The following is a 16,690-nucleotide window of genomic DNA, read 5'->3' as shown; positions in this document are numbered from 1 at the left end:
ACTCCTGCGGGCTGCGCCGCTCATTGCTCGTCGAGCGCTGCCGCCGCCTCGACCAGCCCGGCCAGATTGAAACGTTCCGGCAGCTTGCCGGCCACCGCCAGTTCGACGCGCTCGGCGATGGCGTCGAGATTGACCTGCTCGAGCACCTCGCCGGCGAAGGCCAGGGTCAGCAGGCCGCGGGCGGTCTGCAGGTCGATGCCGCGGGCGCGCAGCGCATAGATCGCCTCTTCGTCGAGCTGGCCGGTGGTAGTGCCGTGGGAGCACTTGACGTCGTCGGCATAGATCTCGAGCTCGGGCTTGGCGTCGATCTCGGCGCGATCCGAGAGCAGCAGATTAGCGTTGCTCTGGAAGCCCTCGATCTTCTGGCTGTCGCGCTTGACCACCACCCGGCCGTTGAACACGCCGCGGGCACGATCGTCGAGAATGCCCTTGTAGTTCTCGTTGGAGAAGGTCAGCGGGGCGTTGTGATTGGCCACGGTATGGTTGTCGATGTGCTGGCGGCCCTGGCCGTAGAACAGCCCGTAGAAATTGGCCACCGCCCCCTGACCGTTGAGATCGCTAATCAGGTCGTTGCGCACCAGGCCGCCACCCAGGTTCAGGTTATACGAGGTGTAGCGGCTGTCGCGGGCCTGCTCGGCGTGGATGCTGGCCACGTGCAGGTCGCCCAGCGGCGCTTCCTGCAGCTTGTAGTGATCGAGGATGGCGCCGCGCTCGAGGATCAGCTCGGCGACCAGATTGGTGAAGTTAGTGGCGCCCTCTTCACCGATGTGATGCTCGATCAGCGTTGCCTGGCTGCGCGCACCGGCCTCGACCAGCAGGCGCGGATGGCTCATCACCGGGGCCTTGCCGTGACGCGACAGGAACTGCACCACCAGCGGCTTGTCGACCACGCTGCCCGGCGCCAGGCGCAGCACCGCGCCCTCCTCCATGAAGGCGGTATTGAGCGCCGAAAACGGCGAGAACTCGACGCCGGTCAAGCGGCCCAGCGGCCCGCCGACGGCTTCGTGATTGTCGGCCAGCGCCTGTGACAGCGGCACCAGCTGCACGCCCTGGGGCAGGCCTTCGAGCTGCGACAGCGCCGGGGCATAGACGCCGTCGACGAAGGTCAGCCGATAGGCGTCTATGGGCAGTGTCAGGGTGGCAGCGACGGTCTGCGAGAAGTCGGCGTCCTCCGCCAGGGAGAATTCGCCGTTGGCGATGGCGCGCACGTCGGTGTATTTCCACGCCTCGTCGCGGCGCGTGGGGAACCCCAGTGCCTCGAAGCGCGCCGCCCCGGCCTGGCGCCGTGCGGCAATCCAGGTCGGCTCGGGGCCCTGCTGGTGGCGCTTGGCCTGGCGCCGGGCGAGGCTGTCGAGAAAGTTCTGTTCGCTCATGCCGCCGTCTCCTCGACCACCCAGTCGTAGCCGCGGGATTCGAGCTGCTTGGCAAGCTCGGCGTCGCCAGTCTTGGCGATGCGACCGTCGACCAGCACATGCACCTGATCCGGCACGATATAGTCGAGCAGGCGCTGATAGTGGGTCACCAGCAGGATGCCGCGATCTTCGGCGCGCAGGCTGTTGACGCCGTCGGCGACGACCTTCATGGCGTCGATGTCGAGACCCGAATCGATCTCGTCGAGCATCGCCAGCTTGGGCTGCAGCACCAGCATCTGCAGGATCTCGTTGCGCTTCTTCTCACCGCCGGAGAAGCCCTCGTTGACTGCGCGCTGCAGGAAGCTGGCGTCCATCTTCATTTCACCGAGCTTGTCCTTGACCAGCTTCATGAACTCCGGAGCCGGCACCTCTTCCTGGCCGCGCGCGGTGCGCTGGGCATTGAGAGCCGCCTTGAGCAGATAGATGTTCTTGACCCCGGGAATCTCCACCGGGTACTGGAAACCCAGCAGCAGGCCCGCCTGGGCGCGCTCTTCGACTTCCATCTCGAGCACATCCTTGCCTTCGAAAGTGATCGAGCCCTGGGTGACCTCGTAGCCGTCCTTGCCGGCGATCACTGCCGACAGCGTCGACTTGCCGGCCCCGTTGGGGCCCATGATGGCGTGGACTTCACCGGCCTTGATGGTCAGGTTGAGGCCCTTGAGGATGGCCTGGCCTTCCACCGCAACGTGCAGATCCTTGACTTCGAGCATTGCAATTACCCTTTTCCGATTCTGGCAAGCCGCCTAAGAAATCCTCTAGGCGACCCGAAAATAAATGTTCTACGCGAAGACCGAGCGCAATAGCGCCTAGCCTACGGCGCCTTCCAGGGTGACGCTCAACAGCGCCTCGGCTTCCACGGCAAACTCCATCGGCAGTTCCTGGAAGACGTCCTTGCAGAAGCCATTGACGATCATGCTCACCGCATCCTCTTCGGAGATCCCGCGGCTCTGGCAGTAGAACAGCTGGTCCTCGCCGATCTTGGAGGTGGTCGCCTCGTGCTCGATGGTCGCGGTGCTGTTGCCAATCTCCTGGTAGGGGAAAGTGTGGGCGCCGCACTGGTCGCCGATCAGCAGCGAGTCGCACTGAGTGAAGTTGCGCGCCCCCTTGGCCCTGGGCCCGATCTTGACCAGACCTCGGTAGGACTGGTTGCTGCGCCCGGCGGAGATGCCCTTGGAGACGATATACGAGCGGGTACCTTCGCCGATGTGGATCATCTTGGTGCCGGTGTCGGCCTGCTGGCGGCCATTGGTTACCGCCACCGAGTAGAACTCGCCGATGCTATCCTTACCGCGCAGCACACAGGAGGGATACTTCCAGGTAATCGCCGAGCCGGTCTCGACCTGGGTCCAGCTGATCCGCGAGCGGGCACCGCGGCAGTCGCCGCGCTTGGTGACGAAGTTGTAGATGCCGCCCTTGCCGTTCTCGTCGCCGGGGTACCAGTTCTGTACCGTGGAGTACTTGATGTAGGCGTCGTCCAGTGCCACCAGCTCGACCACTGCGGCGTGAAGCTGGTTCTCGTCACGCATCGGCGCGGTGCAGCCCTCGAGGTACGAGACCTGAGCGCGGCTTTCGCAGATGATCAGGGTGCGCTCGAACTGGCCGGTGTTGGCGGCGTTGATGCGGAAGTAGGTGGACAGCTCCATGGGGCAGGTCACGCCTTCCGGCACGAACACGAAGGAGCCGTCGGTGAACACCGCCGAGTTGAGGGCGGCGAAATAGTTGTCGGCCACCGGCACGACCGTGCCCAAGTACTGCTTGATCAGTTCCGGGTAGTCGCGGATCGCCTCGGAGATCGAGCAGAAGATCACCCCCGCCTCGCCCAGCTTTTCCTTGAAGGTGGTGGTCACCGATACCGAGTCGAACACCGCATCCACCGCCACGCCGGCCAGCGCCGCGCGCTCGTGGAGGGGAATCCCCAGCTTCTCGTAGGTCTCGAGCAGCTTGGGGTCCACCTCATCGAGACTCTGAGGACGATCCTCGTCACGCTTGGGGGCGCTGAAGTAGGAGATCGACTGATAGTCGATGGGCGGGTAGTCGAGGTGCGCCCAGGAGGGCGGCGTCATCTTGAGCCACTGGCGGTAAGCGTCCAGACGCCAGTCGAGCATCCACTGCGGCTCGCCCTTCTTGTTGGAGATGAACGCGATGGTGTCCTCATCCAAGCCGGGCGGTAGGGTATCGCTCTCGATGTCGGTCACGAAGCCTTCTTTGTAGTCGCGACGAACGAGCTGTTCCATTTCCTCGGTTGCCATGTTCAATCCCCTCCCGGGCGTTGCCGTCGAGCAGCTAGCTCAACATGAACATTTGTAGGATTAGCGGCTGGCGCCAGCGGCCAGCGTTACGGTCTGAATCGGCAGCTGCACCGGCAGCTTGATCGGCGTGGCCTGAGCCAGGTGCGCCAGGGTCACGCTGTCGAGCAGGGTGCGCACGGCGAGCGACACGCGCTGCCAGTTGTCGGCGACCCCGCAGGTGGCGACCAGATCGCAGTCGCCGTCGGCATGACTGCATTCGGTCATCGCCACCGGGCCTTCGATGGCCGCGATGATATCGCTGGCGGTGATCTCGCTGGCCTCTCGCGCCAGCCGGTAACCGCCCTGGGCCCCGCGCTGGGAGACCAGCAATCCGGCACGCACCAGCGACTTGAGGGTCTTGCTCACCGTCGGGTGCGGCAGGTGGACGGCGTCGGCCAGCTCGGTCGCTGCATGCGGCTGCTGCGGGTGGCGCGCAATGTGCGCCATCACCACGGCGGCATAGTCGGTCATGCGTGAGAGCTTGAGCATGCGGCACATCCTCGAGGGTCGTGGCCAGTGGGCGGCTCGGATTGGGGACCATTTTAGTCCTGTATAACTCCGATGTGAAGCACCCTGCACATTTCCTTACCTTCGACGGCAGGATGTCGGCATGATCGCAACCGTTTCCACCAATAATGCTAATTATTCACATTTAGACTCTACCTCGTATCCGCCGCCTCCCGCCGCGCGGCACATCGTGACGACAGCCCGGTGTCCCCCCGAAGAGACATTCTTAACCGATTGATTTCATGTCATATTTTTTTCCATAGGCGACAAGGCGTTGCCGAGCACCGACACAGCAGGCGCTGATCGGCAAGCAGCAGCGCCGACATGTGCACGCAAAAAATCTAATAAATTGCTGTTATTAAACGGATAAAAAATCACCTGGCACGATTTGCGCAACCCGTGGGGGTGTTCACTGGAATCTCGCCGGCCGTGAATGCCCCATGGATGAGAGGGCAAGCGGCCGGCCAGAGGGTTTTATCACGCTATCTTCCGCTCACAGCACGCACGCCATGGAAGAGCCGACAAGCAAGGAGCGTCACTCATGCGGATTACCATCTTTGGCTCAGGCTACGTGGGCCTGGTCACCGGCGCCTGCCTGGCCGATGTTGGCCACGACGTCATCTGCGTCGACATCGACAGCGACAAGATCGCCGCCCTCAATGACGGCCAGGTGCCGATTCACGAGCCGGGCCTGGAGACCATCATCCGTCATAATCTGGATGCCGGCCGACTGCGCTTCACCACCGACGCCGCCCGGGCGGTAGAGTTCGGAATGCTGCAGTTCATCGCCGTCGGCACGCCCCCCGACGAGGACGGCAGCGCCGACCTGCAGTACGTGCTGCAGGTGGCCCGCACCATCGCCACCCATATGCGCGAGTACAAGGTCATCGTCGACAAGTCGACGGTCCCGGTAGGCACCGCCGAGAAGGTCAGCGCCTGTGTGGCCGAGACCCTCGCCGAACGTGGCGCCACGCTGGCCTTCGATGTCTGCTCCAATCCGGAGTTTCTCAAGGAGGGGGCGGCCATCGAGGACTTCTCGCGCGGCGCGCGGATCGTCGTCGGCACCGACAGCGACCGCGTGCGCCAGGCCATGCGCGAATGCTACGCGCCCTACAGCCGTCTGCATGACAAGCTGATCTTCATGGACGTACGCAGCGCCGAGCTGACCAAGTACGCCGCCAACGCGATGCTGGCCACCAAGATCAGCTTCATCAACGAGATCGCCAACCTGGCCGAGAAGCTGGGGGCCGACATCGAGCACGTGCGTCACGGCATCGGCAGCGATCCACGCATCGGCCACCACTTCATCTATCCCGGCTGCGGCTACGGCGGCTCGTGCTTCCCCAAGGACGTCCAGGCACTGGCGCGCACCGCCCATGAAGTCGGCCACCCGCCGCAGCTGCTCGAAGCGGTGGAGTCGATCAACCTGCGCCAAAAAGACCAGCTGTTCGCTAAGCTGGAACGCGCCTTTAACGGCGACCTGGCGGGCAAGACCATCGCCCTGTGGGGGCTGGCCTTCAAGCCCAACACCGACGATATGCGCGAAGCCCCGAGCCGCGCGCTGATGGCGTCGCTGTGGGCCGCCGGAGCGCGAGTGCAGGCCTACGATCCCGAGGCCCAGGACGAGTGCCGGCGCCTCTACGGCGAGCGTGATGATCTGGCGCTGTGCCAGCGTCGCGACGAAGCGCTGGAGGGCGCCGACGCGCTGGTCATCTGCACCGAGTGGAAGGCCTTTCGCAGCATCGACTTCGCCATGCTCAAGCAGACGCTGGCCAGCCCCATCGTCATCGATGGCCGCAACCTGTTCGAGCCGGCCAGCGTCAAGCAGGCCGGCCTCGACTACTACGCCATCGGGCGCGGCGACTCACTGCAGGCCGCCCTGGCCTAGGAGTCGGCATGCAAGCGAAACGTCCCAAACCCTCCGTCGCCAGCTGGGCGACGGAGGTCACCGTGCTGCTGTTCGGATTGACGCTGCTGGTGGTGCTGATCAGCGAACTGCCGCGCGACATCTTCTCGCCGGAGTCGCAGAGCTTCTTCTTCGTGATCGGTGCCATCGGTATCTGGCGCTACTCCTGGTGGCTCGTCCAGGCACTGCGCTCGGTGTGGTACAACCGCCAGGTCTTTCCCCGGCTGCGCGCCGAAGCGGATGCCATAGGGACCGCGGCCAAGCCCAGCGAGCTGTACGTGCTGTGCACCTCCTACCGCATCGAGCCGGAGGTCAACTTCGCGGTCTACGATGCGCTGATTGGCGAGGTCCGCGACTATGGCGTACCCACTGTCATCTTTGCCGCGATCTCCGATCGCAGCGATGTCGATGTGATCGACCATGTGCTCGACGAGCACGGTTGGCCGGCCAACGTCGAGGTGCGCTACATGTTCCAGAAGGGCGATGGCAAGCGCTCGGCGATGGCCGAAGTGCTGCGCGCCATCTCGCGCTGCATGCCGGCGCCGGACGCCCTGCTGGTATCGATGGACGGCGACATCCGCCTCGAGCCCGGCACCCTGTCTCGCTCGCTGCCGTTCTTTGCGCTGCAGGATGATCTCGGCGCCCTGACCACCAACAACAACGCCATCGTCACCGGCGGCGACGCCACCAAGGAGTGGTACGACCTGCGCTACGCCCAGCGCCATCTGGTGATGAGTTCGATGTCGCTGTCACAGCGCCTACTGGTACTGACCGGCCGCTACAGCGTGTTTCGTGCCGAGCTGGCGACCCTGCCGAGCTTCATCGAGCTGGTCGAGCACGACCACGTCGAGCACTGGCGCTTCGGCAACTTCAAGTTCCTGTCAGGCGACGACAAGTCGACCTGGTACTGGCTGCTGCAGCGCCGCTGGAAGATGCGCTACCTGCCCGACGTCTACGTCTCGGGGTTCGAGGAGCTCCCCGACCGGCGGCGCTTCTTCGCCTCGACCCTCGACCTGATGCGCCGCTGGTACGGCAACATGCTGCGTACCAGCAATCGCGCCATCGCCCTGGGGCCACGGCCGATGGGGCTGTTCACCTGGTGGAGCCTGGTCGATCAGCGCTTGTCGATGTGGACCACGCTAGTGGGACCGACGGTGGCGATCCTGGTGACCGCCTTCGTGCGCCCGTCGTTCATCTTCGCCTACCTGCTGTGGATCCTGTTCACGCGCAGTATCGCCGCGCTGATCCTGGCCTGGCAGCGCGGGCGCTTCAGCCTGCTGTGGGTGCCACTGCTCTACTACAACCAGATCGGCGGCGCCCTGCTCAAGACCTACGTTAGCTTCCGCTTCAATCGTCAGAAGTGGTCGCGCCAGGGCATCTCCGCCGGCGAGCCGACGAGCCTGCGCGCGGCACGCCGCCAGCGCCACATGGGTCACTTCATGCACGGCGTCTACCTGGCCAGCCTGCTGTTCGTGCTGGTGCTGGCCACCGGCGTGCTGGCCCCGCCGGATGCCGTGTCGCTGAACATCTTCCAGGACGGCGGCGGCCTCAACGGCCGCTGACGTCCGCCCCGATTCGCGCTTTCAAGGAGTCTGTCACATGGACCCACGATCTCCCGGTCACCACGATCGAAGTGAACCCACCCTCGGCGCTCGACGTCGCTACCTGGACGATGGCCCAAGCGCACGCGATGGCGAGCGCAACGGCCATATGAGCGAGCCGCGTGCTTACCGCGAGGCGACCCGTGCCGACGCATCGCTGCGCCACGAGCGCCGCGACGAGCGTCAGCACGTGCGCATCTCACCGCCGTTCCAGGTCGAGCTGGCCGATGGACGCCGTCTGGGCGGGCTGGACCTGTCGCTGGGTGGTTTCGCCGCTCATGCCGACACTACCCTGGCCATCGACAGCCTGGTCGACGCCAGCCTGCTGGTCGAAGCCGGCGGCGCCGAGTTGATCATTCCGCTACAGGCGCGCTGCCTGCGCTGCCATCCGTTCGGGGAGCACGGCGACCATAAGCTGGCGTTCCAGATCGTCGCCATCGACCCGCCCCACCTCGAGCTGCTGCGCCAGGTGGTGCGCGCCCACCTTAGCGGCCGGCATGCCAGCATCGAGCGGCTGGTCAGCGAGGAGGACCCGCAGACCCCGCGTAAGCGCCAGCAGACCAGCGGCCCGACCCCGCCGGGGCGGCCACCCAAACCATGGGGCCGCTACGCGCTGCTGTTTGCCGCCGCCGGGGTACTGGTGATCGCCGCGGCCGCCACCGCCTACCGCAACTTCATGCTCATCGAGCCGAGCTTCGCTGCAGTCACCGCGCCGCGCATCGACATCCGCGCCCCCGGGGCGGGGATCCTCCGCGAGCACCAGTGGGAGGCCGGTGACCGCGTCGAACGCGACGAGTACCTGACCGGCGTCAACAACAGCGACCTCGAGTCCGACCTGATACTGGCCCAGGCCTCGCACCGCTACAACTCGCAGCTGATCGACAACCTCCAGGCCAGCCTCGACGACCCCAACGCCCAACAGGTCAGTCTGGTCAACTCGACCCAGCCGGCCAGCGGCGACACCGTCAACTACGAGACCGCCTCGCCGGAGATCGCCCAGGCGCGGGTCGAGCAGTTCGAGACCACTCGCGACTACGAGAGCTCGCGGATCAGCGCGCTGCAGTCACGCATGTCGATGAACGAGATCTCAAGCCCCTGCGACTGCCTGGTGGCCTGGGCGCTATCCAGCGCCGACGGCACCTACATCAACGAGAGCGAACGCATCATGACGCTGATTCGCACCGGCGAGGACGACGTGATGGTCGAGGCGCTGGTGCACATGAGCGATATCGCGCGCATCGAACCCGAACAGGTTGCCTACGTCGCCCTGCCCCACGCCTCGGAACCGATTCGCGCCCAGGTCCGCAGCGTGGCGCTGGACGTCGAGCGCCAGCCGCGCGCCGGCTTCCCGGACTGGGTGCGTCAGCAGCAGAACGTGGCCAGCGTGCTGCTGGTGCCCGAGACCGACCTGCCGGCGGATGCCGTGGGCCAGCCGGTCGACGTGCGCTTCACCGAGCAGCCGGTATTGGCCGCTGGCGCCGAGTGGGTCTGGCAGGGCGGTCGCGCCGTGGCGCAGTTCGTCGAGCGCCTCTATCAGGCGGCGCAAGGCGACGCAGACGATACCCCCGAGCAAGCCCAGGAGAGTTGATGATGGCGATGTTTGCCCCCCGTCCATGGCCCATCGGCGCTGCGCTGGCCGCCACTGCGCTGATGGCGACACTGCCGCTGGCCGCCGACGACGTCGATGACGCCTTGAGTATTCCGACTTCGCAGGGCTGCTCGGCGCGCTACAGCGAGGTCGCCCACCACCGCCCGGACAGCGATGCCACCACCCCCAAGCAAGCGGTACGCCGCGGCTTCGATACCCAGCGCGACTGGGGCACCGAGCACAACGTCGAGGTGCTGGCCCCGGGCGAAAGCGGTCTCGACCAGCCGGTGCTGCGCGTGCACTACCCGGCCGGCACCTCCTCCCCCGGCGATGACGGCAACGGTCGCGGCCAGGGCGGCGCCGGCTTCTATACCCAAGACGCCGGCCTCGCCGACGCCGACCGCGCCTGCCTGCGCTATCAGGTGCGCTTCGCCGAGGACTTCGACTTCGTGCGCGGCGGCAAGCTGCCGGGGCTCTACGGCGGCGACGGACCCAGCGGTGGCGAGGCCGCCGACGGTGACAACGGCTTCTCGATGCGCTTCATGTGGCGCGAGCAGGGCCAGGGCGAGCTCTATGAGTACGTGGTCAATCAGGACGAGGATCACGGCGCCTCGGTGGGCCGCGGCCTGTGGCACTTCCCCACCGACCGCTGGGTCACCGTCGAGCAGGAGGTGGTGCTCAATCACCCCGACCGCGACGACGGCGTCGCCCGGGTGTGGATCGACGGCGAGCCGGTGCTCGAGCAGCACGGCATCGTCTATCGCACCAGCGAACGGGTTGGCATCGAGGGAGTGATGTTCTCGAGCTTCTTCGGCGGCCACGGCGAGGGTTGGCGCACGCCCCGCGACCAGCACGCCGACTTCGGTGACTTCCGCCTGTATGTGCCAGGAGCATGATGCCGATGCTGTCGACTCTCGCCCTATCGCTCCCCGCTCGACGTTCGGCACTCGCCGGGCTGGCTGGCGCCGCGCTGCTGGTCGTGGCATCGAGCGCCCATGCATTGACCACTGCCGAGCGCGAGGCCCTGGATCTCTCCGACTACACCGTCACCGATCGCGACGCCGGCTATTTCGACGTCGAGGCGCGCATGGCACTACTCGACGACACCCATAACGCCATGCTGCTGCAAGAGCTCGACGAACTCGCCACCGGCACCAGTTGCCAGCAGCTGCTGAGCATTCCGCCGATCACCACCCGACTACGAGTACCGGGCTACTACCCCAACCCCGAGGAGTGGCAGCTCGCCTCGGAGCCGCTGTTCCAGTTCGAAGACAGCGTGTCGCAGCTGGCCGGCAGCTTCGTCGCCACTGGAGACGACTACTACGCCGACTGCCTGGTGCGCTTCCTCGAACGCTGGGCGGTCAACGATGCGCTGATGGAGTTCCACTACGAATCGATGGAGCCCCAGGCGTGGTTCGCCACCGAGTCGATGATCTTCGCCGCGGCCATGGCCTACTCGGTGGTACGTCCCCACGTCGAAGGACGCGAGCAGGAGCAGGCGGACGTCGAAGAGTGGCTCAAGCGCCTCAGTGACCGGCATATCAGCATCCCCGGCGAGGAGGGCAACAGCTGCTGCAATAACCACTTCTACCGCCGGGCGCTCTACGCGGCGATGGTCGGCGTGCTGCTGGAGGACGACGAGCTGTTCCAGGTCGGCGTCAGCGCCGTCTACTCGGCGCTCCATGACCTCACCGAAGAGGGCGCCCTGCCGCTGGAAGTGGCCCGTGGCCGTCGCGCCACCCACTACCAGAACTACGCCCTGCTCTACCTGATTCCGATCATGGAGGTGGTCGCTCGCCAGGGGTACGACATCCATGCCCTCGAAATCGACGGTCGCGACATCCACGACGCGGTCGATTTCGCCATGCGTGCCATTGACGACCCGACCAACCTCGGCGAGGACGTGCCCCTCGAGCAGTACACCGGCTTCCTCCAGGACCCGCAGTACTTCGTCTGGATGGAGCTCTACCAGACCCGCTTCGACGATCCGCGCATCGCCGACTTCCTGCCGCACCTGCGTCCACTCTACAACCGCAGCGCCGGTGGCTACATGACGCTCTACGTCATGCCACCCGAGACGCAGCAGCAGGTCATCATCGACGACGACGCCCCGGCCACCCAAGGTTTCGACGGCCTGGCGGCACGCTGAGCGTCGCCCAACCTCACACGGGAAGGAATCCACCATGCTACGACCACACGACTCACGCCGCTTCGTCACCTCACGGCAGCAGCTGTCCGCCTGTGCCGGCCTGGTCCTGCTGGTCAGCCTAGCCGGGTGCGCCAGTTCAGGCGGCACGCCGCCGGGGGAAAACCACGCCACCGCCCTGCCCGCACAGTACAGCCACTGGTTCGAGGGTAACGTCGAGGCCGACATGAGCGGCGACGACTGGAGCCGCATCAACTACGCCCAGCAGCTCATCGAGGAGGGCGACTACGCCCGCGCCCAGGATCAGCTGCGCCAGATGATCAACCTCGGCTTCCCGCCGGCGTCCTACCACATGGGGCGGATGTACGAGAACGGCCTCGGGGTCGAGCGTGACACCGCCGAGGCCGCGCGCCACTACGCCGAGGCGCTGGAGCTGCCGTCCTCCTCCCGCGGCCACGCCTCGCTCAACCTGGCCAAGCTCTATCTCGAGGGTGACGGCGTGGCGCGCAACGACGCCCTGGCCTACTACTTGCTGTGGCAGGCTATCGACGAAGAGGTCGAGCGCGACGCCGAGATCACCCTGGCGGAACTGATGGTCGAGGGCGGCGACGGCGTCCAGGCCGACCCCCGGCTGGCCCGGCGCCTCTATCAGCGCGCCGCCGAACGTGGCGATGAGCGCGCCCAGCTGGCCCTGGCCGAGGCCTATCGCGCCGACGGCTGGCTGGTCGACGACCCCGAGCGCTCCCGGCAGTACGCCGAGCAGGCCGCCGCCGGGCTCCAGGCTGAGGCAGAAGCCGGCGATACCGGCGCCATGCAGCGTTTGGCTCGCCTGCATGGGGACGATGGTCTGCTCGAGGGCGACCCGCAGCAGCGCCTCGACTGGCTGCTGGCGGCGGCGGAGTCCGGCGAGCCCGGCGCCCAGACCCAGGCCGCGCGCCTGCTGCTCGAGAGCGGCGACGAGGCCCAGGCCATCAGCCTGCTGGAGACCGCCGCCGGCCACGGCGATGTCGACGCCATGGCGCTGCTCGGCGACCACCTGCTGCAGCGTTCGGCCCACGACGGCCAGGGCATCGCCTGGCTCGAACGCGCCGCCGAGCGCGGCTCGGCCGATGCCGCGGTCAGCCTGGCCCGCGCCTACCTCGACGGCAACGGCGTCGCCGGTGACCCCCAGCAGGCCGTAGCCCTGCTCGAGCAGGCAGCCGACCAGGACGACGGCTTCGCCCTGGCGCTGCTCGGCGAGCTCTACCTCAGCGACGAGCACCTGCCCTCGCAGCCGCTGCAGGCCGTCGACTACCTGCAGCGCGGCCACGAACTCGGCCACCCCTACGCCACCATGCAGCTCGGCGAGGTCTATCTCGAGGGGCGCGGCGTGGCCGGCAACCCGCGCCAGGCCGAGACACTGCTGCGCGAGGCGGCACGCCAGGGCCAGGCCAGCGCCAAGCGGCTGCTCGGCGAGGCCTACCTGGAGGGCGAGACTCTCGACTATCACCCGTCGCGCGGCGAGCGCCTGCTGCGCGAGGCCATCGAGGCCGGCGACACCACCGCCATGGCAGTGCTCGGCGAGGCGTACCTGGAAGGGATCGAGGGCGAGCTGCAGCCCGAGTGGGGCATCGACCTGCTCGAGGACGCCGCTCGCCAGGGTGACGATTACGCCATGCTGGTGATGGGCCGCGCCTATCGCCATGGCGACGGCGTCGAGCGCGACCTGCAGCGCTCCGCCTACTGGCTGCGCCAGGCCGAGGATGCCGGCCACGAATCGGCCGGCGATGCGCTGATGTACACCCAGCGCGACCTGGGTGCCGCGGGGGATATCGAAGCGCTGGTCAGCGCCGCCGAAGAGGGCCACCCCGGGGCCATGGCCGATCTCGGCCGCGCCTACCTCGAGGGCCAAGGGGTGGCGGCCAACGCCGACCAGGCCCGCGCCTGGCTGCAGCGCGCCGACCGCGCCGGTCATCCCGGTGCCTCGGCGAGCCTCGGCCGCCTGCAGCTCGAGGCCGGCGACGAAGCCGCTGCCCGCGACTACCTGGAGCGCGCCGTGGCCGGCGGCCACGGCGGTGCCCAGGCCGACCTGGGCGAACTGCTGATCGACTCCGGCGACGACCCAGAGCGCGGCATGCAGCTGCTCACGCAAGCGGCCGACGCCGGCCATAGCGGCGCGCGCCTGCACCTCGGCCAGGCCTACCTGCACGGCGACGAGGGCCTGCCCCAGGACACCCAGCGCGGCCTCGACTACCTGCAGGACGCGGTGGACGACGGCCACCCCGGCGCCCAGGCGGTGCTGGGCCGCGAGTACCTGCGCGGCGAGGTGCTGGCCTACGACGCCGAGCGCGGCAGCGACCTGCTGCTGGCCGCCGCCGAGCAGGGCCATGAAAGTGCGCGCCTGGCGCTGGCCGAAGCCTACCTGGCGGCCAACGGCCTGGAGGGCGCCAACAACGAGCAGGCGCTGATCTGGCTCGAGGGTGTGATCGAAGGCGATAGCCAACTGGCCTCCCAGACCCTGCGCCAGCTGCTCACCGAAGATAGTGCACGAGACGTCATCGGCAGCCGCGACCTGTCGGCGGCGATCCAGTAAGCATCGCGCCGCCACAACGCAAAGCGCCGCCCCTGGGGGCGGCGCTTTGCGTGTCGCGCGCACTCGGCACTGGCAATATCAAGCGTCGAAGGGATTGCGCAGCACGATGGTCTCGTTGCGGTCTGGCCCGGTGGAGATGATATCGATGCTGGTGCCGACCTGCTCCTCGAGGAAGCTGATGTAGGCACGCGCGTTGGCCGGCAGTTCCTCGACCCGCTTGATGCCCAGGGTCGAATCGCTCCAGCCCGGCAGGTCCTGATAGACCGGTTCGATGGCCTCGTAACCTTCGGAGTCCACCGGGGTATCGAGCACGTCGCCATCCTTGCTGCGGTAGCCGACGCAGACGCGGATGTTTTCGAGACCGTCGAGCACGTCGAGCTTGGTCAGGCACAGGCCGGAGACCGAGTTGATCTGCACCGCATGGCGCAGCGCCACGGCATCGAACCAGCCACAGCGGCGCGCGCGCCCGGTGGTGGCGCCGAACTCGTGGCCGCGTTCGGCCAGATGACGGCCGTGGGCATCGAACAGCTCGGTGGGGAACGGTCCCGAGCCGACCCGCGTGGTATAGGCCTTGGTGATGCCCAGCACGTAATCGAGGTACAGCGGACCGACCCCGGAGCCGGTAGCGGTGCCGCCGGCGGTGGTGTTGGAGCTGGTGACGAACGGATAGGTACCGTGGTCGATATCCAGCAGCGAGCCCTGGGCACCCTCGAACAGGATGTTCTCGCCGGCCTTGCGCATGTCATGTACCAGGCCCACGGTGTCGCAGACCATTGGGCGCAGCTCCTCGGCCATCTCCATGGCTTCGTCGAGCACCTGCTGGAAGTCCACCGGCGGCTCGCCGTGATACTGAGTCAGCACGAAGTTATGGTAGTCGAGTACCTCGCCGAGCTTGGAGGCGAAGCGCTCGCGGTGCTGCAAATCGCCCAGGCGCAGCCCGCGACGCGCCACCTTGTCCTCGTAGGCCGGCCCGATGCCGCGCCCGGTGGTGCCGATCTTGGCCACGCCGCGGGCCTTTTCGCGGGCCTGGTCGAGGCGCACGTGGTAGGAGAGGATCAGCGGGCAGGCCGGCGACAGGCGCAGGCGCTGGCGCACCGGCACCCCCTTGGCCTCGAGCTCGCGGATCTCCTTGATCAGCGCCTCCGGCGACAGCACCACCCCGTTGCCGATCACGCAAATCTTGTCGTCACGCAGCACGCCGGAGGGAATCAGGTGCAGGACGGTCTTCTCGCCGTCGATCACCAGCGTGTGGCCGGCGTTGTGCCCACCCTGGAAGCGCACCACGGCGCTGGCCGATTCGGTCAGCAGGTCGACGACCTTGCCCTTGCCTTCGTCACCCCACTGGGTGCCCAGTACGACTACGTTCTTGCCCATTGCTTTGGTCTCTTGATCGAAGAATCCGCGCGATGCCTGCCCCGGCCATCAGTCCAGGGGGGACACCTGCCAGTCGTCGCCGCTGCGGGTCAGCTGGCGGTTGCAGCGATGCGCCTCGGGGCCGGTGCGCTGCCCCGGCAAGGCCACCACCACCCGTTCGCCGGCGTCGCGCAGTGCGGCGATGGTGGCCGCCTGCTGCTCGGCCGCGTCGGCCGCCACCCAGATGCCGTTGCAGGCCGGCGGCTGCAGTGCCAGCGAGGCCAGCAGCTTGAGGTCCATGGAGAACCCGGTGGCCGGCCGGGCGCGCCCGAAGGCGCGCCCGGTATCGTCATAGCGCCCGCCCTTGGCCAGCGCCTGGCCGTAGCCCGGCACATAGGCGGCGAACATCATGCCGGTGTGGTACTGATAGCCGCGCAGCTCGGCGAGATCGAAATAGAGCTCGACCTCGGGATACTCGGCGCGCACCCCGGCGCTCAGCGCCAGCAGCTGGTCGAGGGCCGCATTGACCGCGGCCGGCGCCTCGGCGAAGGCGCCGCGCGCCGCCTCGAGCACCTCGTCGCCGCCGTGCAGCTCGGCCAGCGCCAGGAACATCTCGGCCAGGGTCGGGTCGCTGACGCACTCCGCGACCCGCGCCGCGAGGTCCCCCGGCGACTTGAGATCCAGCGCCTCATACAGCGCTCGCTCCTGGGTGGCATCGAGTTCAGCGGCCTGCACCAGACTACGGTAGATGCCGATATGGCCGAGTGCCAGGTGAATTTCATCGGCGCCGGCCACCGCCAGGCTCGACAGTGCCAGACGCAGGATCTCCAGGTCGGCCTCCTGGCCGGCGTGACCGAACAGCTCGACGCCGACCTGCACCGGGCTGCGCCCGCCCTGATGCTGGTCGGCCTTGGCGCGCAGCACGTTGGTGCAGTAGCACAGCCGCACCGGCCCCTGGCGGCGCAGCGAGTGAGCGTCCATGCGCGCCACCTGGGGGGTGACGTCGGCGCTGACGCCCATCATCCGCCCGGTGAGCTGGTCGGTGAGCTTGAAGGTCTGCAGGTCGAGGTCGGTGCCGGTGCCGGTCAGCAGCGAGTCGAGAAACTCCACCGGCGGCGGCATTACCTGGTCATACCCCCAGCGGTAATAGAGGTCGAGCAGCGCACGGCGCAGCTCCTCCATGCGGGCCGCCTGCGGCGGCAGCACTTCGTCCATGCCGTCGGGAAGCAGCCAGCGGTCAGCGATGGTCATGTGTCCTGTCCTGCCACGAATGCACAAAAAAACCGGGCCACGCCCGGTTTGCGGATTCTACCACGT

General features: G+C 67.2%; 11 protein-coding genes and 1 pseudogene. 6 read left to right on the top strand and 6 right to left on the bottom strand.

Going from position 1 to position 16,690, the window contains the following annotated elements; translation table 11 throughout:
• Positions 1-20: 20 nt before the first annotated feature.
• The 4 genes from BWR19_06140 to BWR19_06125 form a co-directional block, all read right to left on the bottom strand.
• The gene (locus BWR19_06140; protein ID APX92554.1) at positions 21-1,373 is read right to left on the bottom strand and encodes a Fe-S cluster assembly protein SufD; all 1,353 of its coding nucleotides are present in this window, start codon (positions 1,371-1,373) and stop codon (positions 21-23) included.
• A complete protein-coding gene (locus BWR19_06135; GenBank protein ID APX92553.1) occupies positions 1,370-2,122 on the bottom strand; it encodes a Fe-S cluster assembly ATPase SufC in 753 nt (250 codons plus the stop codon). Before BWR19_06135 ends, BWR19_06140 begins: the two co-directional genes overlap by 4 nt.
• Positions 2,123-2,218: 96 nt before the next feature.
• Positions 2,219-3,661, bottom strand: a complete 1,443-nt coding sequence (locus BWR19_06130) for a Fe-S cluster assembly protein SufB (GenBank protein APX92552.1) — start codon at positions 3,659-3,661, stop codon at positions 2,219-2,221.
• A 60-nt stretch (positions 3,662-3,721) separates the two neighbouring features.
• Positions 3,722-4,189 carry an SUF system Fe-S cluster assembly regulator gene (locus BWR19_06125; protein ID APX92551.1) on the bottom strand — a complete coding sequence of 156 codons (468 nt, stop codon included), beginning with the start codon at positions 4,187-4,189 and terminating at the stop codon, positions 3,722-3,724.
• 559 nt (positions 4,190-4,748) lie between these two features.
• Here BWR19_06125 and BWR19_06120 point away from each other — a divergent pair.
• The 6 genes and pseudogenes from BWR19_06120 to BWR19_06095 all read left to right on the top strand — a co-directional run bounded on the left by BWR19_06120 (position 4,749) and on the right by BWR19_06095 (position 14,020).
• Complete coding sequence (locus BWR19_06120; protein APX92550.1) at positions 4,749-6,095, top strand: UDP-glucose 6-dehydrogenase; 1,347 nt, start codon at positions 4,749-4,751, stop codon at positions 6,093-6,095.
• An 8-nt stretch (positions 6,096-6,103) separates the two neighbouring features.
• Positions 6,104-7,648, top strand: a pseudogene (locus BWR19_06115) (alginate biosynthesis protein Alg8).
• 64 nt (positions 7,649-7,712) lie between these two features.
• The gene (locus BWR19_06110; protein ID APX92549.1) at positions 7,713-9,302 is read left to right on the top strand and encodes a pilus assembly protein PilZ; all 1,590 of its coding nucleotides are present in this window, start codon (positions 7,713-7,715) and stop codon (positions 9,300-9,302) included.
• Between the two features lie 44 nt (positions 9,303-9,346).
• Positions 9,347-10,198 (top strand): hypothetical protein, encoded by an 852-nt coding sequence (locus tag BWR19_06105; GenBank protein ID APX94918.1) that lies wholly within the window; start codon positions 9,347-9,349, stop codon positions 10,196-10,198.
• The gene (locus BWR19_06100; protein ID APX92548.1) at positions 10,198-11,451 is read left to right on the top strand and encodes a poly(beta-D-mannuronate) lyase; all 1,254 of its coding nucleotides are present in this window, start codon (positions 10,198-10,200) and stop codon (positions 11,449-11,451) included. Before BWR19_06105 ends, BWR19_06100 begins: the two co-directional genes overlap by 1 nt.
• Positions 11,452-11,485: 34 nt before the next feature.
• Positions 11,486-14,020 (top strand): hypothetical protein, encoded by a 2,535-nt coding sequence (locus tag BWR19_06095; protein ID APX92547.1) that lies wholly within the window; start codon positions 11,486-11,488, stop codon positions 14,018-14,020.
• A gap of 78 nt (positions 14,021-14,098) precedes the next feature.
• Here BWR19_06095 and BWR19_06090 read toward each other — a convergent pair whose 3' ends face one another.
• Positions 14,099-15,394, bottom strand: a complete 1,296-nt coding sequence (locus BWR19_06090; GenBank protein ID APX92546.1) for an adenylosuccinate synthase — start codon at positions 15,392-15,394, stop codon at positions 14,099-14,101.
• Between the two features lie 48 nt (positions 15,395-15,442).
• On the bottom strand, positions 15,443-16,624 hold the full coding sequence (locus BWR19_06085) for an ATP phosphoribosyltransferase regulatory subunit (GenBank protein ID APX92545.1): 1,182 nt from the start codon (positions 16,622-16,624) through the stop codon (positions 15,443-15,445).
• Positions 16,625-16,690 lie beyond the last annotated feature (66 nt).

The sequence above is a fragment of the Halomonas sp. 1513 genome (genome assembly GCA_001971685.1).
Taxonomy (GTDB): domain Bacteria; phylum Pseudomonadota; class Gammaproteobacteria; order Pseudomonadales; family Halomonadaceae; genus Franzmannia.
Note: the sequence above shows the minus strand (reverse complement) of the source record. Positions and strands in the feature narration are given on the sequence as shown.